The following is a 25,292-nucleotide window of genomic DNA, read 5'->3' on the forward strand; positions in this document are numbered from 1 at the left end:
TAAAAATAATGTTAAATTGAATTTTGTAAACATTAACTGATATTTAACATTAACAAAAAAATAAATCAACCGCTTATTTTGATACTAAGATTTTGTTTCTAATTCTGTATCTTTGTCCATTGTTTTAAAACAGTAAAAATAATGATACAACTTCACGATAAACAATTTGTTCCGTTTATTTCGGCTAAAGAAATTGATTTTGCCTTAACCAAAATAGTAGCTCAGGTTGAAGATGATTTTGGAGACGATACGCCAATTTTTATCGGCGTTTTAAATGGTGCTTTTATGGTTGTTGCCGATTTTCTGAAAAAATACAAAAGTCCCTGCGAAGTTTCATTTATAAAAATGGCATCTTATGAAGGAACAGAAAGTACCAATGAAGTAAAACAATTAATTGGTATCAATCAGGATTTATCCGGCAGATCGGTTGTTATTATTGAAGATATTATTGATACAGGAAATACTATAGAAGAATTAAAACATCTTTTTAAAGCGCAAAATGTAAAACATTTTAAAGTGGCTACTTTATTTTTTAAACCAGAGGCGTATAAAAAAGATATTAAGATTGATTACGTTGGAATCAGAATTCCAAATAAATTCATTGTAGGTTACGGTTTAGATTACGATGGTTTAGGGCGTAATTTATCTGAAGTTTACAAATTAGCAGAATAAATTTAAACAAAACACAACTATATATTCATTTTAAACTTCTCGAATTACAGTCAGGAAGTCAAGAAACACTAACATTATGATTAACATCGTTTTATTTGGAAAGCCAGGAGCAGGAAAAGGGACTCAGGCAGAATTTTTAAAAGAAAAATATAAATTAACACATCTTTCAACTGGAGATATATTTCGTTTTAATTTAAAAAATGATACCGAATTAGGAAAAAAAGCCAGAGTTTTTATGGATAATGGCGAATTGGTTCCTTGCGAAGTTACCACAGCAATGTTAATCGATGAAGTAAAAAAACACCCTGATACTGAAGGGTTTTTATTTGATGGTTATCCAAGAACATTAGATCAGGCAGAAGCTTTAGATAAATTTTTACCAACAATTGGTTCAAGTGTTACGGCAACAATAGCATTAGAAGCCGATGACGAAATTTTAGTAGCACGTTTACTGGAAAGAGGTAAAACAAGTGGCAGAGCAGATGATCAGGATGAAGAGAAAATTCGTGTGAGATATCAGGAATACAACGAAAAAACAGCACCATTAATTGGTTATTATAAAGAACAAGGTAAGTTTCATGCCGTAAATGGTATCGGAACTATCGAAGAAATTACAGAGCGATTAACGTCAGTTATAGATAATTTGTAGAAGCTTTTTCCGGCTGTACGTTACATCCCGAAGCTTCGGGACGCTAAAAAAACTATTTTTCTAACCACAAAACAAGCTTCTCCCGACGCTTCGGAAGTCAGCTGTTTTCTGGCAAGAAAAATTAGTTTTTTTAGCTCCGGGCTTTTCTCTTTCATCTGGGCTATAAAATACATTGAGGTTACAAATTACATTTAACGAACTATTATATAACGAATAAACCACAAATTGGAAATACTAATAATATTTTTTCTAATTCTATTAAACGGAGTTTTCTCAATGTCAGAGATTGCACTGATTTCGGCTAGAAAAAACAGATTGGAAACGGCCGCAAAAAAAGGAAATAAAAGCGCCAGAACAGCTTTGGATTTAGCCAACTCTCCAAATAAGTTTTTATCAACCGTACAAATCGGAATTACCTTAATTGGTATTTTAACAGGTATTTATAGTGGAGATAAAATCACAGTAGATGTTGAAACTTTTGTAAACGGATTCGAAGTTTTAAAGCCTTACGCACATTCAGTTGCAGTAGGAATTGTAGTTGTAGTTTTAACTTTTTTCTCTTTGGTTTTAGGAGAATTACTTCCAAAACGCATCGGATTAAATTATCCGGAATCGATTGCAAAAATGGTAGCAATGCCAATGAAAGTAATTTCGATTATTACAGCGCCATTTATTTGGTTGTTAACATCTTCAACAGATTTTTTATTGAATGTTTTTCAGATAAAACCAACAGCTGACGGAAAAGTTACCGAAGAAGAAATTAAGGCCATTATTAAAGAAGGAACTGAAGTTGGAGAAGTTCAGGAAATTGAACAAGATATTGTAGAACGTGTTTTTCATATTGGCGACAGAAAAGTAAACTCGTTAATGACACACCGTAAATCGGTTGATATGTTGCCATTAAATGCAGAAAGAGCCAAAATTAAAGAATTGGTTTTAATGGATTTGCACACTGTTTACCCGGTTTATAGCGATAACTACGATGATATTGTGGGTATCGTAACACTAAAAAATATATTTGCCAATATCGAAAGCGATCATTTTGATTTGTCGGCGATCATGACAGATCCTCCTTATTTAATGGAGCAGACAACGGCTTATAAAGCGTTGGAAAATTTTAAAAGAACGGGTGTTCATTATGCTTTGGTTTCAGATGAATATGGAGTTTTTCAGGGAATAATTACACTGAATGATATTCTTGAAGCATTAGTAGGTGATGCATCTGAGTTTTATAAAGATGAGTTTCAGTTAATCGAAAGAGAAGATGGTTCCTGGTTGGTTGACGGGCATTATTCGTTGCACGATTTTTTAACTTATTTTGAGTTAGATGAACTAACAAACGATTATGAAGTAAATACTGTAAGCGGAATGATTATGACCGAGCTTTCACATATTCCAAAAGAAGGCGAAAAATTAATCTGGCAAAAGTTTGTACTTGAAGTATTGGATATGGACGGTGTAAAGATTGATAAAGTGCTGGTAAAAGCGCTTAAAGAGTAAAAGAAAATTTGTTTCAAGTTTCAGGTTTCAAGTTTGTTGACGTTCTGTTGATTAACCTGAAGCCTGAAACTTGAAACTATATATAAACAAGGAAAAATGACAGAAGGAAATTTTGTAGATTACGTTAAGATATATGTTTCTTCCGGAAAGGGAGGAAAAGGATCTACACATTTACATAGAGAGAAATTTATTGAAAAAGGTGGGCCTGACGGAGGTGATGGTGGTCGCGGTGGACACGTATATTTGGTTGGAAATAAAGGTTTGTGGACATTATTTCACTTAAAATTTGCTCGTCATATTAAAGCTGGTCACGGTGGAGATGGAGGAGGAGATCGTAGTACGGGCGCAGATGGAGAAGATAAATTTATTGAAGTGCCTTTGGGAACTGTTGTAAAAGACAAGGAAACCGGAGAAACTTTATTCGAAATTACGGAAGACGGAGAAAAAAGAATCCTTTCAAAAGGAGGAAAAGGAGGATTAGGAAACTGGCATTTTAGAAGTTCAACAAATCAAACTCCAAGATATGCACAGCCAGGTTTACCGGGTGTAGAAATGGATGTAATCCTGGAACTTAAAGTTCTGGCAGATGTTGGTTTAGTAGGTTTTCCAAATGCTGGAAAATCAACTTTATTGTCTGTATTAACTTCAGCAAAACCAAAAATTGCCGATTATCCTTTTACAACCTTAAAACCAAATTTAGGAATTGTAGCTTACAGAGATTTTCAATCTTTTGTAATTGCTGATATTCCTGGAATTATTGAAGGAGCCGCCGAAGGAAAAGGTTTAGGACATTATTTCCTGCGTCATATTGAGCGTAATTCTACATTATTGTTTTTGGTTCCTGTTGATACACCGGATATTAAAGGAGAGTATGATATTTTAGTTAATGAATTAACGAAGTATAATCCTGAAATGTTAGACAAAGAACGTTTGTTAGTAATATCAAAATGTGATATGCTGGATGACGAATTAAAAGCAGAATTAAAACTAGAATTAGATGTTGCCTTTAAAGATGTTCCGTATATGTTTATTTCATCTGTTGCACAGCAAGGTTTGACAGATTTAAAAGATAAACTTTGGAAAATGCTAAATGATTAAAATCTTTATTTAAAATAAAATAAAAAACCCGACAGTTAATAGCTTGTCGGGTTTTTGCTTTTAGCGAATAACAAAAGCATCTCGGGTTTTATCTTTTTATTTAAAGATTAAAGTCCGAAATTTTTTGATACACCAATGTTAAATGTTTTTCCAAAATCAAAACCTAAACGTTCTTGTCTTGGATCATTTTTGCCATCAATGTTGTCATAGTTAACACCTCCGATAGAGAAGTTTAAACCAAATCCTCTTTTCATATTAATAAACAAAGCAGGAGTAAGATTTACATACATTCCTTTTGCATTATTTACAGATGCATTTTGGTAACCTGCACCTAAATCAGCATATACTGAGAATAATTCAGAAAGTGGTGTAGCATAACGTACAAAACCTCCAATTTTATATTTCTCTGCGCTGTCTGATCCTGTGTTTTTAAAAGTCTTAATAGAACCTTCAACTCCTGCAGTCCATTTATCTGCAAATTGATAACCAATTTTTGGAGAAAATTCAAAATTTTCTGATTTGTTGTCTCCTAGTTTTTCTGAAGAAAACCCAACATTCCCACCTAATAACATTGATCCTTTTTGTGCATTAGAAATAGTAACTACTAATAAGGCTAATGCCAGTAAAAATTTTTTCATTTTTGTATTTGTTTTAAATTTAAAGCAAATTTAGACAAACATAATTGTAAGAAATAATTTATATTATTTATTTTTAATTGAAAGTTAATTTTTACAAATTATTTTGGTTCTTGATATTTTTTTTTGTTTTCTTTTAGATTTTAATAATTTACTTGATTTTTGATCTTCAAAATTGATTTAAATTTTATCTTTTGTAAATTATGAATTTCGCAATCCTAGGATGGAATATATTTAATATGTTTTGTATTTAGATGCTTATTTTGTGTATTGTTGCGAAAATGCGCTATATTCGCATACTTAAACAAAATAACATGAAAAAAATAGTTTTATTCTTGACCATGTGCTTAATGGCTTTTCCTGTAAGAGCTGATGAAGGAATGTGGTTTTTGATGTTCATCGAAAGGTTAAACCATAGAGATATGGAAAAAATGGGCTTGCAATTAACGTCCGAAGAAATTTACAGTATCAATCATCATAGTTTAAAAGATGCTGTTGTTCAGTTTAATGGAGGTTGTACTGCCGAAATTGTATCTAAAGACGGTCTGGTTTTAACAAATCACCATTGTGGATATAATGCAATTGCTGAGCTTTCTACAGCAGAACAAAATTATCTAAAAGATGGTTTTTGGGCAAAAGAGAGAAGTGCCGAGATGAAACCAAAATCATTATACGTTCGTTTCTTTGTTCGTATGGACGATGTTTCTAAAAGAATCTTATCGAAAGTAAATGATACGATGACGGAAACAGAAAGAAACAAAATTATTCAACAAGAAATTGCTTTGATTGAAAAAGAGAATAATGAAGGTGGAAAATACACTGTTTCTGTTCGTCCTTTCTTTCAGGGAAATGAATATTATTATTTCGTTTACCAGGATTATACAGACGTTCGTTTAGTTGGAACACCTCCTGAAAGTGTTGGTAAATTTGGTGGAGATACTGATAACTGGGAATGGCCACGTCAAACAGGAGATTTCTCTATGTTTAGAGTTTATGCTGATAAAGACGGAAATCCGGCAACATATTCTAAAGAGAATGTGCCTTTGAAACCAAAACATTTTTTACCTGTAAGTATTAAAGGTGTAAAAGAAAATGACTTTGCTATGATTCTTGGATATCCGGGAAGAACAAACCGTTGGATGCCGGCTGGCGGAATTGAGCAAAATATTAAGTACGCTTATCCTGCATGGGTTGAAGGTGCAAAAACCGGAATGGACCAAATGAAAAAGTATATGGATAAAGATGCTACAGTGCGTTTGCAATATGCATCTAAATATGCTTCGACAGCTAATTACTGGAAAAACCGCCAGGGTATGATCGATGCTTTGACAAAAGCAGGAACGGTAGATGCTAAAACGGCACAAGAAGACAAATTCTACGAATGGGCGACTAAACCAGCAAATAGCGAAAAATATGAAAATGTAATTCCAACAATCAATGATTATTACAGAGAGACCAATTTAAAAGCACGTCATGATAATTATTTGATGCAGCTTTTACGTACTTCTGCTTACGCAGCTGGTCCTGCAAATTTAGGAAATGCATTGATTGCTTATTATAACGAAAATGATGCTAAAAAAGCAGAAATGTTACCAAAAATCAACACGATGATTGATAATATTTACGGTGAATTTCATGCGCCTCTTGAAAAAGATATATTAACAGCGCAATTAAATTTGTATGCTTCTAAAGCTGCTGAATATGGTTTAGCTACACAAATTGCTAAAATGAAATCAGAGAATAATGGTGATTTTACTGCAGATGTAGCAAAGGCAACTGAAATAAGTTATTTTACAACTAAAGAGAAAGTATTGGCATTTATGGCTAATCCGAAACCATTAGCTATTGTACATGATCCTTTGTATATTATTTCTAACGATTTGTTGACAAAATACCGTTCTAAAACAGATGATCAGGCAAAAGCTGATGATGGTTTTGCAATTGCTTACCGCGAATTGGTTGAAGGTTTAAGAGCATCAAAATTAAATACGATTCAATATCCGGATGCAAACTCAACGTTGAGACTTACTTACGGAAAAGTTCGCGCATTGCCTGCTGATACTCGTAATGATGCTACAATAAACAATTATACAACCATGGAAAGTATGGTGAAAAAGTATAAAGCAGGAGATCAGGAATTTGATTTGCCAGCGCGTTTGTTAGAATTGAATAAAGCAAAAGATTACGGTCAATATGCTGATAAAGCAGGATATATGCCAGTAAACTTTTTAACAGATAATGATATTACAGGAGGAAATTCCGGTTCTCCGGTTCTTAACGGAAAAGGAGAGTTAATAGGAATTGCTTTTGATGGTAACATCGAAGCTATGGCCGGTGATGTTATTTTTGATCCTAAATTACAAAGAACAATCAATGTGGATATTCGTTATGTACTTTGGATTATTGACAAATATGCAGGTGCTAAAAATATTATTGATGAAATGACGATTGTAAAATAATCGAATTTAATAACATTTAAAAATCCGTCTTGTTTTTTACAGGACGGATTTTTTTGAATATTAATTTGCAATTAAAACTAAATGATGCACGTTATATTTCCTTATTTTTGAGACATGAAAAAACTGCTATTCCTTTTTTTGTTTGTACCGCTTATACTTTGGTCACAAACTAATTTTGAAAAAGGAGAGAAATTATTTCACTCAAAAAAGTATGATGAAGCTCAGGTTATTTTTGAAGAGATTTTAAAAACGAAGCCCTCGGATATAAAAACACTTGAATATTTAGGCGAAATTGAAGCGCATCATAAGGCCTGGGAAAGTGGCGCTGTTTATTTTAAAAAACTAAAAGAACTTAAGCCTACTACAGCAGATTATTTTTATAAATACGGCGGCTGTCTGGCCATGCGGGCCATGGAAGTGAACAGGATTAAAGCTTTGGGAATGGTGGGTGATATGAAAGAAGCATTTGAAAAAGCGATTGCTTTAGATCCAAAACATATTCCGGCCAGATGGGCATTAATCGAAATATATTTGCAATTGCCGGGAATTTTTGGCGGAAGTGAATCAAAAGCGATTTCGTACTCCAATCAGTTAGCACAATTATCGCCGGTTGATGGTTATTTGTCGAGAGGAAGAATAGATGTTTATTTTAAAAGATATACAGCAGCCGAAAAAAACTTTATAAAAGCGCATGAAATTGGTAAATCAAAAAACACATTTCAAAAATTATATAATTTATATTTGAATAAATTAAATGACCCTAAAAAAGCCAGGGAATTAAAACAAAAATTTGAACCGTAATAAGCAAATATTAAATACTGAATTCTGAAATATAATTGGAATTTGGTCCCGATGCTTCGGGATAAAAATTGGAATTTAAATGAGAACACATTTTATCGCTATAGGCGGAAGTGCCATGCACAATTTAGCATTAGCATTGCATAACAAAGGATATAAGGTAACAGGCAGTGATGATGCTATTTTTGAACCATCTAAATCAAGATTAGAAAAAAAGGAATTTTACCTGCTGAAATGGGTTGGTTTTCTGAAAAAATAACATCAGATATCGATGCTGTAATTTTAGGAATGCACGCTAAAGCTGATAATCCTGAATTGTTAAAAGCTCAGGAATTAGGGTTGAAAATTTATTCGTATCCTGAATTTTTGTATGAGCAGTCTAAAAATAAAACACGTGTTGTAATTGGAGGTTCTCACGGAAAAACAACTATTACCTCGATGATTTTGCACGTAATGCATTATCATAATATCGAAGTGGATTATATGGTTGGTGCACAATTAGAAGGTTTTGATACAATGGTTCATCTGACTGAAGAAAATGATTTTATGGTTTTGGAAGGTGATGAGTATTTATCTTCTCCAATAGACAGACGTCCGAAATTTCATTTATATCAGCCAAATATTGCTTTAATTTCAGGTATTGCCTGGGATCATATTAATGTTTTTCCAACCTATGAAAATTATGTAGAACAGTTTGAAATTTTCATTGGTAAAATTACAAATGGAGGAATTTTAGTCTACAATGAAAATGATCCTGAAGTAAAACGAGTTTCAGAGGCAGCTACAAATCCAATTCGTAAACTGCCTTATAATACGCCCGAATATACAGTTAGCGATGGTGTAACTTTGCTCAAAACCCCAGAAGGTGATATGCCAATTGAAGTTTTTGGAGCCCACAATTTAAACAATTTAGCAGGAGCAAAATGGATCTGCCAAAATATGGGTGTCGATGAAGCAGATTTTTATGAGGCAATTGCAAGTTTTAAAGGAGCATCAAAACGACTTGAAAAAATTGCAGAAGGCAAAGGAAAGGTTGCTTATAAAGATTTTGCCCATTCGCCAAGTAAAGTGGCAGCAACAACAAAAGCTGTAAAAGAACAATACCCGAACAGGACTTTGGTAGCTTGTTTAGAATTACATACGTATAGTAGTTTAAATGCTGAGTTTTTAAAAGAATACGAAGGAGCGCTTGAATATGCTGATGTAGCTGTAGTATTCTACTCTCCGGATGCAGTAAAAATTAAGCAATTAGAAGAAGTAACCTACGAACAAATTGCAACTTCTTTTAATAGAAAAGATTTAATTATTTACACAAATCCTGTGGAATTTAAAGAATATCTATTCAATTTAAATCTTGAAAATTCTGCTTTATTATTGATGAGTTCAGGTAATTATGGTGGATTGAACTTTGACGAAGTGAAAGCATTAATTGAATAAACGTAATGGACTTATATTAAAAGAGAAATCACTGCAAATGCAAAAAGCGATGATTTCTCTTTTTTATTTCTTTAAATTTTATTGAGTGATTTTTCTTATTTTTCATATATTAGCCTTTTAAGATTTTATAAATGAATCCAACTATAAAAGTTGTAAAAACAACTAGTGAAAATCCTGATTTTTTATTTTTGATCGAAACATTCGATACCTTTTTGTGGGAACGTTATCCGGAATTAAAGAAGGAATATTGGGGAAATAATATAATTGAATTTAATTCTAATGTTTTTATTATTTATTTAGATGATGAGCCTGTCGCTTGTGGCTGTTTTAAGAAATATAATAAAAATGCAGTCGAATTAAAAAGAATGTTTGTTTCGCCCAAAGCCAGAGGTTTGGGGTTGGCGCAAATGATAATTGGAGAGTTAGAAGTTGAAGCGAAAAATCAAGGTTTTGAAATCATGATTTTAGAAACCTTATATAAACAGATTGAAGCTATTAATTTGTATCAAAAAGTAGGATTTGAGATAGTAGATAACTACGAACCTTATGTAGGTTTAACGAATAGTATTTGCATGAGCAAATCCATAATTTAGTCTTATGGAAGCAACTCATTTTCCAATTACAAATTGGTCAGAAGATGATCGTCCGCGTGAAAAATTAATGCTTAAAGGTAAAGAAGCTTTAAGCAATGCTGAATTAATTGCTATTTTGATTGGTTCAGGAAGCCGAAATGAATCTGCAGTTGCATTAAGCAAAAGGATTTTGGCAAGTGTAGACAATCTTAATATGTTGGGAAAAATGTCAATTTCTCAATTAATGAATTTTAAAGGAATAGGAGAGGCAAAAGCAATTACTATTGTTTCGGCTTTAGAATTAGGAAGGAGGCAAAGGAGTGAAGATGCGTTACAATTCAAAAATAAGATAACATCCAGTAAAGTCGTTTTTGAAATCATGCAGCCCATTATTGGTGAACTTCCTCACGAAGAATTTTGGGTGCTTTTTCTGAATAATTCGAATAAGGTAATTTCAAAATCGCAATTAAGCAAAGGAGGAATTACAGGAACTATTGTAGATGTACGATTGGTGTTTAAATTAGCACTTGAAAGTGGCGCAACAGGCCTGATTTTGTGCCATAATCATCCCTCTGGAAATCTTAATCCGAGTGATGCTGATAAAGAAATTACAATGAAATTAAAATTAGCAGGTGATAGTTTAGATGTTAAAGTTTTAGACCATTTGATTATTACTGAAACAAAATATTATAGTTTTGTAGATGAAGGAATCTTTTAAATTATGAATACGCATATAACTGACATTTTTTTTGATTTAGATCATACACTTTGGGATTTTGATAAGAATTCTGAATTAGCTTTTGATCGAATTTTTAAGGAGCGATTTTCAAATGTAAAAATTGCGGATTTTATCGAAAAGTATATGCCAATAAATCAGGCGTGCTGGAAATTGTATCAACATGATAAAATTACGCATCAGGAATTACGTTATAATAGATTAAAATTTTCTTTTGATGCCTTAAATATTGAAGTGTCAGACAAAGATATAGATCAAATTGCAAATGATTATATCGAGACTCTCACAGATAACAATCACTTATTTGACGGAGCAATTGAGGTTTTGGAATACTTAAAACCTAAATACAAATTGCATATCATTACAAATGGTTTCGCAAATGTTCAGGATAAAAAAATCAATAATGCATTATTATCTGGCTATTTCATGACAATTACAAATTCTGAATTAGCTGGTGTTAAAAAGCCAAATAGTATTATCTTTGATTATGCAGTTAATGTGGCTCAGGCTTCAAAAGAAAATTGTATTATGATTGGTGACTGTCTGGATGCAGATGTTAACGGAGCGCTAAATGCGGGACTTGATGCTATTTTTTTAATGATAAAAAAATAGAAGCTCCCCAAAATATTAAACAAGTAAATCATTTATTAGAACTAAAAAAATATTTATAACTATGAAAATTAAATTTTTGCTGGTTACTCTCTTAATTTCTGTCGTTGGATTTTCGCAATCAGTTAACGATTATAAAGCTGTAATTGTGCCATTGAAATATGATTTCCTTAGAACAGAAAATCAATACAGATTGTCAACAATGACTAAGTCTAATTTGCTTAAAGCAGGTTTTCCTGCTTATTATACAAACGAGGATGTTCCTGCTGAATATGGTGATCGCTGTCAGCTTTTATATATTGATGTAAAAAAAGACAATGGTTTTTTAGTAACAAAGCTTTACTTAGAATTTAAAGATTGTTACGGAAAAGTAATTTATACTTCTGAAATTGGGAAAAGCAAGGAAAAAGAATATGAGGTAGCTTACAAAGAAAGTCTTGATCAGGCTTTTTTATCTGTAAATAAATTACATTATAAATATAGCGGTAAAACAATTACAAGTTCTTCTAAAGGGACTCCTGCAGTAGCTTCGGTTCCAGTTGAAACTGTCGCTGTTGCAACAACTCCTGTGGCAGATACTTCTGATCCGAATTTACTTTACGCACAACCAACAGAAAATGGTTATCAATTAATTGATAAAACACCAAAAGTGGTTATGAAGCTGCTAAAAACATCCAGACCAGATTCTTTTATTGCTATAAAAGATGGGGTGCAGGGAACATTAAATGCAAAAGATAATCAATGGTATTTTGAGTTTTATCAAAATGACAAATTAGTTTCTGAAAAAATATCAGTTAAGTTTTAAAATATAAAATTTGGTTTAATAACCATATTTATCTTTCCAGCGGTTCTTTAAAAATTCGCGGTTGCTATTCTCTCTTGAATTGCTTCCCGGATTGTAAAGAACCGTTTCTTTTATAGCATCTGGCAAAAATTCCTGTTCGGCAAAATTGTTGGCATAATCATGTGAGTATTTATAATCTTCGCCATATCCTAATTCTTTCATTAATTTTGTTGGAGCATTGCGTAAGTGAATAGGAACAGGTAAATCCCCGGTTTGTTTTACTAACTGTTGTGCATTTCCAATTGCCATATATGAAGCATTACTTTTTGGAGAAGTTGCAAGGTAAATTGCGCATTGACTTAATATAATTCGGCTTTCAGGATATCCAATAGTAGAAACAGCCTGAAAAGTATTATTTGCCATTATAAAAGCGGTCGGATTTGCGTTTCCAATATCTTCGCTGGATAAAATAAGCATTCTTCTGGCGATAAATTTAACATCCTCGCCACCTTCAATCATTCGTGCCAACCAATATACTGCTCCGTTTGGGTCGCTTCCGCGAATTGATTTTATAAATGCAGAAACAATGTCATAGTGCTGTTCTCCGGTTTTGTCATACAGAACGGTATTTTGCTGAACCAATTCAAAAACACGATCATTTGTTATAATAATTTCTTCACTTGCAGATGCATTAACTACGAGCTCGAAAATATTTAATAGTTTACGACCGTCACCACCAGAAAGACGAAGTAGGGCTTCGGTTTCTTTTAAAATAATGTTTTTTGAGGCTAATTCTACATCCGTTTTCATGGCACGATGCAATAGTGCTTCTAAGTCTTGTTTTGTAAAAGCATTTAGAATATAAACCTGACAGCGTGATAATAATGCGGGAATTACTTCAAAACTTGGGTTTTCTGTGGTAGCGCCAATAAGTGTTATCCAGCCTTTTTCGACTGCTGCCAAAAGTGAATCTTGTTGAGATTTGCTAAATCTGTGAATCTCATCGATAAATAAAATAGGGTTTTTAGCAGTAAATAGTCCACCGCTTTGTTTTGCTTTTTCGATAACATCGCGAATGTCTTTTACGCCAGAATTTATTGCGCTCAAAATATAAAACGGACGTTTTGATTCCTGAGCAATAATTTGTGCTAAAGTCGTTTTTCCTGTCCCGGGTGGTCCCCAAAATATTAAAGAGGGAATAATTCCTTTTGAAATTTGTTGCGTCAATGATCCGTTTGGTCCAACCAAATGACTCTGACTAATGTAATCTTCTAATTTCTGTGGGCGAATACGCTCTGCTAAAGGTGCTTCCATTTTGTAAAATTACTATTTTCAATTTAAATTTTATAGTTTTAAAGGGTTACAAATCATAACAAAGGCTAGCTGACAAATTATCAGTAAATTGTATTTGGATAGTTTTTTGATGTTGCAACATAAAACCAATTGTTTGATATATATGAAAGACAATCATTTTAACTTTTCTACTGCCGTTGTTGGATTGCCTGTTTTGTTTGTGCTTTTCTTATGGATTATTTATTGGATTCAGATTCGGTTTGATTTTGATTTTTATCAGTATGGAATTTATCCTCGTGATGTTTCAGGTTTACAAGGCATTTTGTTTAGCCCTTTTATCCATGAAAACTTAGGCCATTTATATAATAACTCAATTCCGCTTTTTGTATTACTTGCGGCTTTGCAATTTTTTTATCCAAAACAATCTTTTTCGGTAATTGCTTATGGGATTTTGTTTTCAGGTTTAATTACCTGGATTATTGGTCGAACCAATTATCATATTGGAGCCAGCGGATTAATTTATGTTTTGGTCTCTTTTATTTTTTTTAAAGGTATACAAACAAAATATTATAGATTAGTTGCTCTTTCTTTTGCAGTAGTATTGCTTTATGGCGGAATGATCTGGTATGTTTTCCCGGATGTTGATGCGTCTATTTCATGGGAAGGACACTTGGCTGGTTTTATTACAGGATTTGTGCTAACATTATTTTATAAAGCCCCGGAATATACAAAGTCGATTGTTTATGATTGGCAAAAACCAGATTTTAACCCGGAAGATGATCCTTTCATGAAGCATTTTGATGAAAATGGAAATTTTGTTAATACTGAAAAGATTGAAGAAGAATCTGAAATTATTTCTACCTATTTTAATTCAGATGTTTTAGTTAATTATACTGTAACTAGAACAGAATCAGATGATAAAAATTAAATAGAAATGTCTGGTTTAAATTAAATGATTATTTTTGTTCAGATGATTTTTAATTTTATTTGCCAGATTATGAAAAAGATAAATTTTGCAATAGTTTTTTTAGTCGTTCTAATTAGTACAAAAATGATTGCGCAATGCGATGTAAAAAATAAGGTATTGGCTGATGGAACAATGTTGTATTATTTTGAACCTTCAGTATTTTACTTTACTAAATCAAAATCATTAAAAATTAATATCGTAACTGATAAAGAACATTATTTTATTGCTTTGCAACCAACACCTTTTCCTCCTAAGAAAGAAGGCAAAAAAATTAAAAAAGACCTCATTATTCACCTGGCAGATAATAAGCCGTACAAGGTTGCGCATTATGATACGCAATACAGGGAAAATGACTCAATAATGCAGGTTTTATATTTAATAGATGACAAAGATATTGAGGCTTTTTCTAAGCTGCAGGCCTTGGTGGCAGAAATTAATATGGAAGGAACAGAATTTGTTAGAAGCTATAAATTTAAATTACATAAGAATGCTATAATTGAACAATTGAATTGCTTCCTAAAGAAAGAAAGGGAGAAGTAGTGCTAATCTTCATTTGAATTGGATTCGTTTTTATGTAATAATTTTTTATTTAGCTTTTTAAAAAGATTATTAAAAGTAAGTGTTAGTGATGCTGCATTTACAATCTGATTTTCATCATCTCTCGGAAGATAATCATTTGCATACGCCAATTCTATTTGTATATCATCTGTAAATAAATATCCCGCACCTAAAATCAGTCTGTTACGATCAAAAAAACTAAGACCTGTAACTTTAGTTCCGGATTTAAAGAATAACTCGTCAGAAGCAACAGCATAAATAACACCTTCCCGAAGAATCTTACTATTGATGGGTTGAATGTATTTTATCTGTTGGCGGTATCTGAGGACATTTTCATAATCGTCATCTCCATTTTTCATATGACGAAGTTCTATTCTCATTCTTGTGCTTAGCGTATATCCCGTTTTATGGAAATAGTATATTCCTTGTAGAGCAAATCTCCATTCAGGAGATTTAAATTGCCCTATTTCCGGTACATCTTTGTTGTCGTAATAAGCCAAAAATGTTGAAAGTTTCCAACGTGGAGACAGATAATAATGCCCCCATCCTCTAAAAGATCGTTGAATGTTGTTTTGAAAGATATTGGATGATGTTTCTGTACTACTATATGAGCTTCCTAAATTTATTTCAGTAGACCATTTGTCATTTATAGTTCTGTTGAATTGAATTTCATTCCACGACTGGTCATAAGTTTTTGTTTGAGAGTAACCAATGCTCATGATCAAAAATGTTGCAATTGTGCAGCAAAGTTTTTTTATTGATATGTTCTGAGCAGATTTGGAAGACATCAAGTAATAGTTTAAATATTTATTTTGGCATCTTAAATTCTAAATCAATTTTAACTTCTTTGACGTACAGTTTCATATAAAAATGCTCCACAAGCAACTGATACATTTAATGATCCAATTGTGCCAAACATTGGCAGCTTTGCTTTTTCATCAACAATTTTTAGTACAGAAGGATTTATACCTCTGTCTTCTGATCCCATAATAATTGCTAATGGTTCGTTCAAAGATAAATCATAGATGTTTTGATCTGTTTTTTCAGTGGCTGCTATAGTTTTGATTCCGGAACCTTGTAAATAGAATATGGCATCTTTAATATGTTCAACTTTACAAATCGGAACATTGAAAACTGCACCCGCAGAGGTTTTAACTGTGTCTCCGTTTACAGGAGCAGAACCTGCTTTTTGAACAATGATTCCATTTACACCAGTACATTCAGCAGTTCTGATGATAGCACCGAAATTACGCGCATCAGAAATTTGATCTAATATTAAAAATAATGGTTTTGCACCAGATTCGATAGTCGATTCTACAAGATGTTCTAAATCAATAAAACCTATTGGCGAGATTGTTGCAACCGCACCTTGATGGTTATTTGGAGTTAATCTGTTTAATTTTTCTACAGGAACATAAGAGAAATTAATGTTGGCGCGTTTCATCACTTTCATTAAATCTTTCATTAATTCTCCAGAAATTTCTTTTTGGATGAATACTTTGTCTACCTCTTTTCCCGCCTGAATTGCTTCTATAATGGCTCTAATTCCAAATATTTGATGTTCTTTTTCCATGAAGCAAATATAGGTATAATGTTTATATAAAAAAAACCACCAGCATATGCCGGTGGTTTTAGTTCTGTGAAGAATGTTTTTTATTTAAGGAGCAGTTTCAATAACGACAGGAGTTGTTGCCGGTTTTTGATATAATACTCCCTCTTGGTAAGAGAATGATAATTTTTGACTAGTAGCACCAGCAACATCATCTGTGATTTTTATTAATCCGTAGTATGTTACATCTTGCCAATTAGGTTTTGCTGTAGTTCCTAAATTTACATTTCTAGTGATTTTGTATAGAACAGTGTCATTAGTATCTAAATTAGTTACTTGTGACAATTTAGTACCACTTTTATATGCAGCTTCAGCTTCAAATAAATTAGTGGTATTAAAATCTAGTGGAGTTCTAACAAACTCTACTCTAACATCATCACTAGTTCTTTTGAATCCAAATGGTGCTACAAAAGTAATTTCAGCATTTGCTGTACCAGCACTATCGTAGTTTAATCCATCTGCAAAACTAAATTGACTTGTAGTATCAGAATTAGAAAGAGTACCACCTTTAGAAGCGTCAAATACTTGATCAGCATATGTGATTTTTGTAGTAATTACGTCAGTTTGTGTTCCAGCAGTTACAGTGAATCTGAAAACTACTTCATCATTAGCTTCTACTCCTGCGCCAACATAATCTAAACCAGCTAAGTTAATAGTTTGAGTAGTTGTTGAAGGTGTCAATCCTGGAATTGTAGAAAAAGTTTCACCATCATCAAAAGACCATTCAGCTTCTACTTTATCAATTACAGTGCTACCATTTTTTGCAGTTGCATAATAAATGTTAACAGGTGTAGGGTCTAAATATTTTACACTACTAACTCCGCTTGAAGCGCTAGTTGTTTTAGGTAAACCATCAGCATCAAGTACTTTCCAAACAATTCCTTTTCCTACAGTAAGTGTGTATATTGCTCTTGTAGTTGATCCATCAGAATAAGTTGAAACGACAACTAATGGAAATGTTCCAGTTTTACCTTGTAAAACTATCTCACCATCAACGGTTACAGGGAATACATCAAAACTTCCTAGTGTAGAAGTGTTAAATGTAGCAGTTCCATCAGCTTTTATAGTAGCATCAGAAACTTTAGCTCCAAGTACAGTTGGGTCAGAAGTAGTTTCAGCTGCATTTTTGTAAATTTCAATTTTAGTAGCCGTTACACCTTCTTTTGTGTAAATTGTAATAGGTAAATCGAAATTTCTGTCCAAACGTGTAATTGAAGCCTTTGGGACTGCATTACCTCCCACAGATGTGTAATCTACATCATCATCTGATGAACAAGATGCCATAGCTGCAATTAATGCGAACGTAGCAATTTGTTTTATATATTTTTTCATATTTGTATTATTAAGTATTAGAATTTATCCCAGAAAACTTTAGAAGTAATTGCATTGTTACCCAATTTAGCAACTGCAGCTTCTAAACTAGCAGCATTAAGCGTTTGTTCTCTGTTAGGATATGAATAACGTTTTGGAACAGAAGTGATATCACCATAAGTTATAGTAGGTACTTGTAAAGCTGGATAATCTAATCTTCTATATACTGTCCAAGCTTCAAAACCTCTATTGTATAAAGCAATCCATGATTGTTCTCCAATTTTTTGTTTCCAGGTAGTACTATCATAAGGTACTGTTACTAAATAAGCTGAAATATCAGCAGATGCAACACCCCAATCCTGCATAGATGCTGTAATACCAGCATTGTAGTATGTTGATGCACTTCCAGTGGTAAGACCTCTTTCGACAGCTTCAGCTAATAGAAATTGAACTTCTGAATAAGTAAATAAAACTCCTGGATAAGTAGGGTCTTGTATTGTAGTAGTAAGATGAGAGAAATTATCATAAACATTAATTGCTCCATATTCTCCACCTTTGTATAATCCTGAACCAGCTGGGTACTCTGTGAAGTATTTAGATCTTCTAGGATCAGCAAGTGCATTTAATCTATTTACAAATGTATCAGCAGGTATAAAGTCAAAACGTCCAGATGCAACTAAATCAACATATAATGGGTTAGCATTTGGTTGAGTAGCAGCGTAAGTCATATAAGTTCCTTGTGCACTTGAAGAAATTAAACCATCAGCAATAGCAGCTGCAGCTTCTGTAGTAGCATATGCATGATCAACATCATCCATATTAATTGCCATTCTTAAACGTAATGAATTAGCGAATCTTACCCATGATGCTGCGTCTCCGTGATAAATTAAATCAGCATCACCAAAGCTATCTGCGTCAGTATCTAATGCATGTGATGCAGTAGTTAATTTTGAGATAAGATCTTTGTAGATTGTTTGAGCATCATCATATTTAGGTTGAGGAAAAGCAACAATATCTAAAGCTTCAGTATAAGGAATATCTCCAAAAGTATCAACTAAAATACCATATGAATATGCAGTTAAGATATCAATGATCGCAATTTTATTGTTGATAATAGCTAAATCTTCCGGTGTAGCACTAGCTTGTTGCTCAACTAAAATACTTTTTGCTTCTTTGAAATCTCTTAAAACATCACGGTAATAAGTTGTCCAATGGGTATCTGGAATAGTGCGTCCTGTAAGGTCATACTGGCTTTCTTGTGGGTACTGAACTTCAGTCCATTGTTGAGCAAGTAATCTGAAAACATTAAAGTTAACAGAAGTACTTGTTACCTGGTCTACCATTGCATGTTCTGCATTAGTAAATAAGTAATTAGCTTCGGTGTAAGTTGGACGTTTTGTGTCCGTGTTTAATCCTGTAATGTCATCAGTACATGATGCAAACAAAGATAAAAGCGGTATTAATATAAGAAGTCTATTTTTCATAGCTTAGAATTTTATTGTTAAGTTGCAACCAATGTTTCTAGTGGTTGGTAAAGATCCGATAGATAAACCTGAAGATCCAATGTTAGATCCTAATCCACTTTCCGGGTCAGCTTCTGGAAGATCTTTGTCTATTATCCATAAGTTAGATCCAACAAGTGAGATTTTTGCATCAACTAATTTTATTTTTTGTACTAATGAAGATGGTAAAGTATAAGTAATTTGTACTTCTCTTAATTTAATAAAACCAGCATCGTAAACATATTGACTTCTTGGTCCACCAGAATAACTATTTACAATTGCTCCACCAGAAGAGTAAGCAGTTCTAGTAGTGTTTGGAGTTCCATCAGCATAAACACCAGGAAGGATCACACCACCACCATTAGCTAAACTATTTCTTTTAGGAAGGCCTAAATCGTTGTTACCAACTGTAGACTCAGATAAACCTGTTCCTACACCGTACCATTGGTCAGTAGAGAAAATATCTCCTCCTTTTTTCATGTCAATTAAGAAACTGAAAGAAAGACTTTTGTATGTGAATTTATTACGAAGACCACCAATCCAATCAGGGTTAATATCTCCAATAATGTTGTTTGTAGATGTGTTGATTACGTATCTTCCTGTTGCTGGGTTGATCACTTTTTGACCATCAGCAGTGTAAGTGTAATCTGTTCCTTTTAAGATTCCAAAAGGTTGTCCAACTACAGCATTTAATGTTACACCTCCAGGGTATGAACCACCAACTTGTAAGTTAGATACACCATCAGCTAATGCCGTTACAGTATTGTCATTTTTAGACCAGTTTACAGTAATATCCCAAGCAAAGTTATTTGTTTTGATTGGAGTAGCATTAAATTGAACCTCGATACCTTTGTTTTCAATTGTTGCAGCATTTACGTAACGAGTTGAGTTACCAGTAGCTGTAGAATAAGGTACAGGAATAGCCTCACCATCATTCACGTTTTTGTATAAACTCACGTCAAATCCAACTCTTTTGTTTAAGAATTGCATCTCAAGACCAATCTCCTGTGTTTTAGTTTTAATTGGCTCTAAGTCTGGATTGTTTTTTGTAATGTTTACAGAGTATTGTTGTTGTCCATTGAAAGAGTTGATTTTTTCATATGTATCAACTAAAGCCAATGTTGGAGTTCCAAGTGGGCTTTCAGAGTAACCTCCTCTTAATTTACCAAATGTTAACCAGCTAGCATTAATGTTTTTAGTGAAAACCCAGCTACCTGAAACAGAGTTACTGAATAATGAGTTGTTTCCTTCTGGTAATTGAGAGAAAGCATCTCTTCTTGATGTAGCATCAACGAAAAATTGATCCATAAATCCAACAGAAGCAGAAACGAAGTAACTGTTTACTCCAGTTTTAGTTTCTCTTTCGTAAGGGAAAGGGCTACCAGAAACTGAATTATCTAAGCTATAAAGTCCTGGGATGATAAGTCCACCTTCAGTTGAAGCAGTAATTTGATTGAAATAGTTTCTTCTTACAGTTCCACCGGCAACTCCAGTTAAGTTCCAGTTTTCACCGAAGTTCTTTTTGAAGTTCAATAACAAATCATAGTTTTGTTCAGAATAGTTACCGTTGTAACGTTGGTAACCTGAAGTTTCGTTGAATGCGTTAATACCGAAAGTTTTACCAACTGAACCAACAGCTAATCTTTCTTCACGAATTTCAGAATATGAATCTGTAGAGATTTTTGCAGTTGCAGAAACCCATTCAGCAATTTTGTAAGTAAAGTTAGCATAACCTACGAAACGGTTTCTGCTATCATTTTGATAGTTTTTGTAACGGTCAAAATAAGGGTTGTTCCAGTATGCAGGGAAACCATTAGAAGCAGAAAGTCTGTTCCATGTAATGTTTTGTCCACCTGAAGCATTGTAGGCTTGCTCTAATTGTTTCAAGTCTACGTTTGTTTGCCACCATTGACGGAAACCAGATACTAAGTTGTCGCTATATCCAGTCATGTTTCTACCTGTAGTAGCCTGATTAGAGAAGTTAGCAAAAGTACTAAGAGATAATCTGTCAGTAAATTGGTGATTTAATTTTAAACTGAAGTTGTTTTTCTTTAATTCACTATTTGGTAAAATACCTGTTTGATTAGTATTTGAATAGTTGAAAACTAAATTAGTTTTTTCGTTAGCATCTTCGAATGAGATACTGTTTACTAATGATAAAGAATTTTTAAAGAATGCGTTTGGATCGTTTTTAGCACCTGTCCATGGAGTTTGTTTTCCATAGTTATTGTTTCCAGGATAGTTTGAGAAAGCATCCCATTGGTAAACGTTTAAACTTGGATCAAAAGCATCTCCTACAGAAGCATCGTCTCCCATAGCAACTACTAAATCATCGATTCCGTCTCCATCAATATCTTGCTCTCCGAAAGAACCTCCGTAACCAGCACCATATTGTTTTTGGTATTTAACGAAAGTATCTTTGTCTGGTGAACCAGAAACTACTTCAGAAGAAACAGTGATTCCAAGACCTTTTTTAGCTCTACCTTTTTTAGTAGTAATCATTAATACCCCGTTACCAGCTAAGTATCCGTATAATGCAGATGCAGCAGCACCTTTCAATACGTTCACACTTTCGATATCTTCTGGGTTAATATCCATACCATTATTTCCGTAGTCATAACCTTGAGCTCCTCTAGATTGAGCTGTAGTACCGTCATTAGTATTGTTTGCATTGTTAATTGGCATACCATCAATAACGATAAGCATCTCATTACTTTGGTTGATAGCTTTAACACCACGAGAGATAGCACTTGTAGATCCACCAAAGTTGGTGTTTCTTCTAACGTTAACACCCGCAACTTTACCAGAAAGTTCATTTAAGAAGTTTCCACTTGAAGTTCCAGATTTTAAATCTCCTCCTTTTAATTCCTGAGTTGCATAACCAAGAGATTTTTTCTCTCTTTTAACACCTAAAGCTGTTGTTACTACAACACCTTCAAGTTCTTGTGCATCTCCTGCTAATTTTACATTAACGCTTGATGAACTTGCAGCTACTTCTTGAGTTTTCATCCCGATGTAGCTAAATACCAAAATTTGGCTTGTTGATGCTTTGATAGAATATTTACCATCAAAATCAGTTTGCGTTCCGGATTTTGTTCCTTTCACTAATACACTTACACCTGGCAAAGGCATACCTGCATTATCAGTAACAATTCCTGAAACAGCTCTTTCTTGCGCAAAAGTTAGTTGCGCCACTAGTACTAATAAAAGCACTAAGAATCCATTGAACTTTAGTTTCATTTTTAAATATTTTGAATTAGTATCGCAAAACTCTTAATAATTTGTTAACTTTCCTAATAAATAAAAATCTTTTTTTGTTAAACATTAAAATTTAACATTATAACATATGTTTATGATAGTGTTATATAATTGTAGTTCACTTGCGTTTTCTGCTCCATTTGTAAGAGTAATTTTTAATAAACCATTTGCCGTTTGTATTCCGGTCCCAATTCCGATTCCTATTAATTTTTTTACTTTATTTTGATTTGTATTAGTTGTGAGGTCTTGATATAGACCATAATCAATAATAGAATTAACATATAGACTTTTTGAGGGAATATATCTGTATTCTGTAAGAATTAAAGCGTTGAAATTTGCTTGCAAACTATTTTCTAAAAAACCTCGAATTGAATTCATTCCTCCAAAACGAAATAATTCGTTTGAAATGTAATTTTTACTGTTAAGATAAAAATTTTGTGAATTTATGTTAATGAAATTCTTTTCGTTTAGTTCAAAATTGTATGATAAGTTTATGTTTGTGTAAAATTGTTTGCTTGATTCAGCGGTTTCCGGATTGTTGTTTGTGTCTCTTTTCCCATATCCAAAAATGAGATTTAGAACTGCTTTTTTGGAAATAAATTATTGGATATATCTGTTTTTTTATAATCGAAAGAAGTAGTGATATATGAATTTTTATAGTCGCTAATTGTCGTGTTGTTTGTGTTTTGAATATCGCTTGATTCTGTTGATTGATAACCAATATATATTCTGGAATTGTAATTTATAAAGTATCCTAAATCAATAGCGGTTTTTGTATTTTGAAAAGTACTGTCTTGCTTAAAGATGTTTAATTGAGCTTTAATTCCAAGTGAAGAATTAAAGATGTATGGGATTTCTAATTTTGTATTGAATGTTTTTTGTTGGTTGCCATCACTTTTCCAGTACAATGAGAACTTTTCTCCTGAATGAAGTATGTTTTGTAAAGTAATATCAACATAACCATTGAGATTTAGCTTTTTGTTTTCATCATTCGAAAAACCGATATATCCATCAAATGTGTTTGCTTTTCTTTTTTGAATATATGCGTAGATTTTGGTTGAGTCCTGAGTGAATAGAATTTCGGGATATTTTGTCTGAGTTATGAATTCAAAATTATTTATTTCAATGTAAAGTTCTTTTACCGTTTCCTGATTAAAAGTCCTGTTGATGTATTTTTTATTAAGTTGTTTTAGATGACCTTTGGGAAAAATATCCTTACCTGTGTTATTTGTATAATTTAGAATAATGGAATTTAGTTCGCGTTTTTTTTCGGATTTAAAATTTAAGTCAGCATAAATTATTAAATTCTTTCTTCGAATATTTTCAAGATTAATTTTTGTTAGTGCATAACCGGCTTTTTCCGCATCATTTATTTTTTGATTGAGGTAGTTTTCTACTTCTTCATAAGGAAGAATTATGGTGTCGTTTCCTGTTTTTTGAAAATTAAAAAACGAATTATTTATACCTATATATATATGCATCTCTTTTATTCGTTTTTTTAGTTCAATAATTGAGGTGTAAGAGCTATCATTTATGTTTTTGGTTTCTAGTATTTTATTGTCAAGAAAACCTTTTTTCGCGAGCTTTTCTGAGGTGTTTTTTATCTCGTTTAATAAGGATTTTAAATTTGGATGTTTTGCAGAATAGTTTAATGAATCTATAATTTTATTTTCAACTGTATTTGTGCCGTTTATTTTTAAATTAAAGTTTTGTGCATAACTTGGGATGCTTATAAGGTAAAAAATAAATATTTGGAATAACTGTTTCAAGGGCAATTGTTTCATTTATTAAAAGTATTGCAAATATCTATTATTTGTTTGTAAAAGTTTAAGCTTAAATAATGTTATTGAAAATTAATGAATTAACGTTTGTATAGTGAAAATTATTTTATACATTTGCAACCCCGTAAAAAGCGGGAATTTAATATACATAATAAATTTTTAGTATTAATTATGCCAACAATTCAACAATTAGTAAGAACAGGAAGAACTCAGATAACTAAGAAGAGTAAATCGGTTGCTTTAGATTCTTGTCCTCAAAGAAGAGGGGTTTGTACGCGTGTTTACACTACTACACCAAAAAAACCAAACTCTGCAATGCGTAAAGTTGCGCGTGTACGTTTGACAAATGGTAATGAGGTAAATGCTTACATCCCTGGAGAAGGACACAATTTACAAGAGCACTCGATAGTATTAGTTAGAGGCGGAAGGGTAAAAGATTTACCAGGTGTTAGATATCATATCGTTCGTGGAGCGCTTGACACGTCAGGAGTTGCAGGAAGAACGCAAAGAAGATCTAAGTACGGTGCTAAACGCCCAAAAGAAGCAAAAAAGTAATTTAAACTTTTAAGAAAAAGACATGAGAAAAAGAGCGGCAAAGAAAAGACCACTTTTACCAGATCCGAGGTTTAACGACCAATTGGTAACACGTTTTGTGAATAACTTAATGTGGGACGGTAAGAAATCTACAGCTTTCAAAGTATTTTATGATGCAATTGACATCATTGAGTCTAAAAAGCAAGATTCAGAAAAATCTTCATTAGAAATTTGGAAAGATGCCTTAACAAACGTTATGCCTCACGTAGAAGTACGTAGTCGTAGAGTAGGTGGAGCTACATTTCAAATTCCAATGCAAATTAGACCAGACAGAAAAATTTCTATGGCAATGAAGTGGTTGATACTTTATTCTAGAAGAAGAAATGAAAAATCTATGGCACAACGTTTAGCGTCAGAATGTTTAGCTGCTGCTAAAGAAGAAGGTGCTGCGGTTAAGAAAAGAATGGATACTCACAAGATGGCAGAGGCTAATAAAGCTTTCTCTCACTTTAGATTTTAATTCGTAAGAA

General features: G+C 32.8%; 22 protein-coding genes and 2 pseudogenes. 15 read left to right on the top strand and 9 right to left on the bottom strand.

Features of this window, described 5'->3' with window-relative positions; genetic code table 11:
* The first annotated feature begins 141 nt into the window (after window positions 1-141).
* The 4 genes from hpt to obgE all read left to right on the top strand — a co-directional run bounded on the left by hpt (window position 142) and on the right by obgE (window position 3,919).
* A complete protein-coding gene (gene hpt / locus ACZZZT_RS06180; RefSeq protein ID WP_073395742.1) occupies window positions 142-672 on the top strand; it encodes a hypoxanthine phosphoribosyltransferase in 531 nt (176 codons plus the stop codon).
* Between the two features lie 76 nt (window positions 673-748).
* Window positions 749-1,321, top strand: a complete 573-nt coding sequence (locus tag ACZZZT_RS06185) for an adenylate kinase (protein WP_042565855.1) — start codon at window positions 749-751, stop codon at window positions 1,319-1,321.
* Window positions 1,322-1,546: 225 nt separating this feature from the next.
* Window positions 1,547-2,821 carry a hemolysin family protein gene (locus ACZZZT_RS06190; protein WP_073395744.1) on the top strand — a complete coding sequence of 425 codons (1,275 nt, stop codon included), beginning with the start codon at window positions 1,547-1,549 and terminating at the stop codon, window positions 2,819-2,821.
* A gap of 96 nt (window positions 2,822-2,917) precedes the next feature.
* Window positions 2,918-3,919 (top strand): GTPase ObgE, encoded by a 1,002-nt coding sequence (gene obgE / locus ACZZZT_RS06195; protein ID WP_073395746.1) that lies wholly within the window; start codon window positions 2,918-2,920, stop codon window positions 3,917-3,919.
* Window positions 3,920-4,026: 107 nt separating this feature from the next.
* Here obgE and ACZZZT_RS06200 read toward each other — a convergent pair whose 3' ends face one another.
* Entirely contained in the window at window positions 4,027-4,557 is a 531-nt protein-coding gene (locus tag ACZZZT_RS06200; RefSeq protein ID WP_463459790.1) for an outer membrane beta-barrel protein, read from the bottom strand.
* A 311-nt stretch (window positions 4,558-4,868) separates the two neighbouring features.
* Between ACZZZT_RS06200 and ACZZZT_RS06205 the strand changes: the two genes are divergently transcribed.
* The 7 genes and pseudogenes from ACZZZT_RS06205 (at window position 4,869) to ACZZZT_RS06235 (ending at window position 11,970) form a co-directional block, all read left to right on the top strand.
* Complete coding sequence (locus ACZZZT_RS06205) at window positions 4,869-7,013, top strand: S46 family peptidase (RefSeq protein ID WP_463459791.1); 2,145 nt, start codon at window positions 4,869-4,871, stop codon at window positions 7,011-7,013.
* Between the two features lie 114 nt (window positions 7,014-7,127).
* Window positions 7,128-7,814, top strand: coding sequence for a tetratricopeptide repeat protein (locus ACZZZT_RS06210; RefSeq protein ID WP_042565860.1), 687 nt, complete (start codon window positions 7,128-7,130; stop codon window positions 7,812-7,814).
* 79 nt (window positions 7,815-7,893) lie between these two features.
* Window positions 7,894-9,248: pseudogene (locus ACZZZT_RS06215) on the top strand (UDP-N-acetylmuramate--L-alanine ligase).
* A gap of 131 nt (window positions 9,249-9,379) precedes the next feature.
* The gene (locus ACZZZT_RS06220) at window positions 9,380-9,841 is read left to right on the top strand and encodes a GNAT family N-acetyltransferase (RefSeq protein ID WP_463459792.1); all 462 of its coding nucleotides are present in this window, start codon (window positions 9,380-9,382) and stop codon (window positions 9,839-9,841) included.
* Between the two features lie 4 nt (window positions 9,842-9,845).
* Window positions 9,846-10,538, top strand: a complete 693-nt coding sequence (gene radC, locus ACZZZT_RS06225) for a RadC family protein (RefSeq protein WP_302093571.1) — start codon at window positions 9,846-9,848, stop codon at window positions 10,536-10,538.
* A 3-nt stretch (window positions 10,539-10,541) separates the two neighbouring features.
* Window positions 10,542-11,227 (top strand): annotated as a pseudogene (locus tag ACZZZT_RS06230) (YjjG family noncanonical pyrimidine nucleotidase).
* Between the two features lie 2 nt (window positions 11,228-11,229).
* A complete protein-coding gene (locus ACZZZT_RS06235; protein WP_042565865.1) occupies window positions 11,230-11,970 on the top strand; it encodes a hypothetical protein in 741 nt (246 codons plus the stop codon).
* Between the two features lie 15 nt (window positions 11,971-11,985).
* On the opposite strand, the gene ACZZZT_RS06240 is transcribed toward ACZZZT_RS06235, so the two are convergent.
* Complete coding sequence (locus ACZZZT_RS06240) at window positions 11,986-13,263, bottom strand: replication-associated recombination protein A (RefSeq protein WP_463459793.1); 1,278 nt, start codon at window positions 13,261-13,263, stop codon at window positions 11,986-11,988.
* Between the two features lie 142 nt (window positions 13,264-13,405).
* Here ACZZZT_RS06240 and ACZZZT_RS06245 point away from each other — a divergent pair, with 142 nt between their 5' ends.
* Both ACZZZT_RS06245 and ACZZZT_RS06250 read left to right on the top strand, forming a co-directional pair.
* Window positions 13,406-14,170, top strand: coding sequence for a rhomboid family intramembrane serine protease (locus ACZZZT_RS06245; RefSeq protein ID WP_463459794.1), 765 nt, complete (start codon window positions 13,406-13,408; stop codon window positions 14,168-14,170).
* A gap of 69 nt (window positions 14,171-14,239) precedes the next feature.
* A complete protein-coding gene (locus ACZZZT_RS06250; RefSeq protein ID WP_463459795.1) occupies window positions 14,240-14,749 on the top strand; it encodes a hypothetical protein in 510 nt (169 codons plus the stop codon).
* 2 nt (window positions 14,750-14,751) lie between these two features.
* Here the strand turns inward: ACZZZT_RS06250 and ACZZZT_RS06255 are convergent, their stop codons facing one another.
* From ACZZZT_RS06255 to ACZZZT_RS06285, 7 genes are all read right to left on the bottom strand, one after another.
* Window positions 14,752-15,486, bottom strand: coding sequence for a DUF2490 domain-containing protein (locus ACZZZT_RS06255; RefSeq protein WP_463459796.1), 735 nt, complete (start codon window positions 15,484-15,486; stop codon window positions 14,752-14,754).
* A gap of 119 nt (window positions 15,487-15,605) precedes the next feature.
* Window positions 15,606-16,340 carry a 23S rRNA (guanosine(2251)-2'-O)-methyltransferase RlmB gene (gene rlmB, locus ACZZZT_RS06260; protein ID WP_042565870.1) on the bottom strand — a complete coding sequence of 245 codons (735 nt, stop codon included), beginning with the start codon at window positions 16,338-16,340 and terminating at the stop codon, window positions 15,606-15,608.
* An 84-nt stretch (window positions 16,341-16,424) separates the two neighbouring features.
* On the bottom strand, window positions 16,425-17,708 hold the full coding sequence (locus ACZZZT_RS06265) for a hypothetical protein (RefSeq protein ID WP_463459797.1): 1,284 nt from the start codon (window positions 17,706-17,708) through the stop codon (window positions 16,425-16,427).
* Window positions 17,709-17,725: 17 nt separating this feature from the next.
* Entirely contained in the window at window positions 17,726-19,132 is a 1,407-nt protein-coding gene (locus ACZZZT_RS06270) for a SusD/RagB family nutrient-binding outer membrane lipoprotein (RefSeq protein WP_463459798.1), read from the bottom strand.
* A gap of 42 nt (window positions 19,133-19,174) precedes the next feature.
* Window positions 19,175-22,429, bottom strand: coding sequence for a SusC/RagA family TonB-linked outer membrane protein (locus ACZZZT_RS06275; protein WP_463459799.1), 3,255 nt, complete (start codon window positions 22,427-22,429; stop codon window positions 19,175-19,177).
* 84 nt (window positions 22,430-22,513) lie between these two features.
* Window positions 22,514-23,044: a ShlB/FhaC/HecB family hemolysin secretion/activation protein gene (locus tag ACZZZT_RS06280; RefSeq protein WP_463462387.1), complete on the bottom strand. Its 531-nt coding sequence runs from the start codon at window positions 23,042-23,044 to the stop codon at window positions 22,514-22,516.
* Window positions 23,023-23,928 carry a BamA/TamA family outer membrane protein gene (locus ACZZZT_RS06285; RefSeq protein WP_463459800.1) on the bottom strand — a complete coding sequence of 302 codons (906 nt, stop codon included), beginning with the start codon at window positions 23,926-23,928 and terminating at the stop codon, window positions 23,023-23,025. The genes ACZZZT_RS06280 and ACZZZT_RS06285 overlap by 22 nt, the downstream gene beginning before the upstream one ends.
* A 471-nt stretch (window positions 23,929-24,399) precedes the next feature.
* Between ACZZZT_RS06285 and rpsL the strand changes: the two genes are divergently transcribed.
* On the top strand, window positions 24,400-24,783 hold the full coding sequence (rpsL, locus tag ACZZZT_RS06290) for a 30S ribosomal protein S12 (protein ID WP_007136570.1): 384 nt from the start codon (window positions 24,400-24,402) through the stop codon (window positions 24,781-24,783).
* Between the two features lie 22 nt (window positions 24,784-24,805).
* The gene (rpsG, locus tag ACZZZT_RS06295) at window positions 24,806-25,282 is read left to right on the top strand and encodes a 30S ribosomal protein S7 (protein WP_007803600.1); all 477 of its coding nucleotides are present in this window, start codon (window positions 24,806-24,808) and stop codon (window positions 25,280-25,282) included.
* The last annotated feature ends 10 nt before the right edge of the window (window positions 25,283-25,292 follow it).

It is taken from the genome of Flavobacterium sp. AC274, from assembly GCF_979258275.1.

What these genes read in the sequence shown, in the direction of transcription:
- ACZZZT_RS06200 (WP_463459790.1), bottom strand. Translation starts at nt 4,557, where the DNA reads ATGAAAAAATTTTTACTGGCATTAGCCTTATTAGTAGTTACTATTTCT.
- ACZZZT_RS06205 (WP_463459791.1), top strand. Translation starts at nt 4,869, where the DNA reads ATGAAAAAAATAGTTTTATTCTTGACCATGTGCTTAATGGCTTTTCCT.
- ACZZZT_RS06285 (WP_463459800.1), bottom strand. Translation starts at nt 23,928, where the DNA reads ATGCATATATATATAGGTATAAATAATTCGTTTTTTAATTTTCAAAAA.
- ACZZZT_RS06275 (WP_463459799.1), bottom strand. Translation starts at nt 22,429, where the DNA reads ATGAAACTAAAGTTCAATGGATTCTTAGTGCTTTTATTAGTACTAGTG.
- ACZZZT_RS06240 (WP_463459793.1), bottom strand. Translation starts at nt 13,263, where the DNA reads ATGGAAGCACCTTTAGCAGAGCGTATTCGCCCACAGAAATTAGAAGAT.
- hpt (WP_073395742.1), top strand. Translation starts at nt 142, where the DNA reads ATGATACAACTTCACGATAAACAATTTGTTCCGTTTATTTCGGCTAAA.
- ACZZZT_RS06250 (WP_463459795.1), top strand. Translation starts at nt 14,240, where the DNA reads ATGAAAAAGATAAATTTTGCAATAGTTTTTTTAGTCGTTCTAATTAGT.
- ACZZZT_RS06235 (WP_042565865.1), top strand. Translation starts at nt 11,230, where the DNA reads ATGAAAATTAAATTTTTGCTGGTTACTCTCTTAATTTCTGTCGTTGGA.
- ACZZZT_RS06265 (WP_463459797.1), bottom strand. Translation starts at nt 17,708, where the DNA reads ATGAAAAAATATATAAAACAAATTGCTACGTTCGCATTAATTGCAGCT.
- rpsL (WP_007136570.1), top strand. Translation starts at nt 24,400, where the DNA reads ATGCCAACAATTCAACAATTAGTAAGAACAGGAAGAACTCAGATAACT.
- obgE (WP_073395746.1), top strand. Translation starts at nt 2,918, where the DNA reads ATGACAGAAGGAAATTTTGTAGATTACGTTAAGATATATGTTTCTTCC.
- ACZZZT_RS06210 (WP_042565860.1), top strand. Translation starts at nt 7,128, where the DNA reads ATGAAAAAACTGCTATTCCTTTTTTTGTTTGTACCGCTTATACTTTGG.
- ACZZZT_RS06255 (WP_463459796.1), bottom strand. Translation starts at nt 15,486, where the DNA reads ATGAGCATTGGTTACTCTCAAACAAAAACTTATGACCAGTCGTGGAAT.
- rlmB (WP_042565870.1), bottom strand. Translation starts at nt 16,340, where the DNA reads ATGGAAAAAGAACATCAAATATTTGGAATTAGAGCCATTATAGAAGCA.
- rpsG (WP_007803600.1), top strand. Translation starts at nt 24,806, where the DNA reads ATGAGAAAAAGAGCGGCAAAGAAAAGACCACTTTTACCAGATCCGAGG.
- ACZZZT_RS06245 (WP_463459794.1), top strand. Translation starts at nt 13,406, where the DNA reads ATGAAAGACAATCATTTTAACTTTTCTACTGCCGTTGTTGGATTGCCT.
- ACZZZT_RS06185 (WP_042565855.1), top strand. Translation starts at nt 749, where the DNA reads ATGATTAACATCGTTTTATTTGGAAAGCCAGGAGCAGGAAAAGGGACT.
- radC (WP_302093571.1), top strand. Translation starts at nt 9,846, where the DNA reads ATGGAAGCAACTCATTTTCCAATTACAAATTGGTCAGAAGATGATCGT.
- ACZZZT_RS06220 (WP_463459792.1), top strand. Translation starts at nt 9,380, where the DNA reads ATGAATCCAACTATAAAAGTTGTAAAAACAACTAGTGAAAATCCTGAT.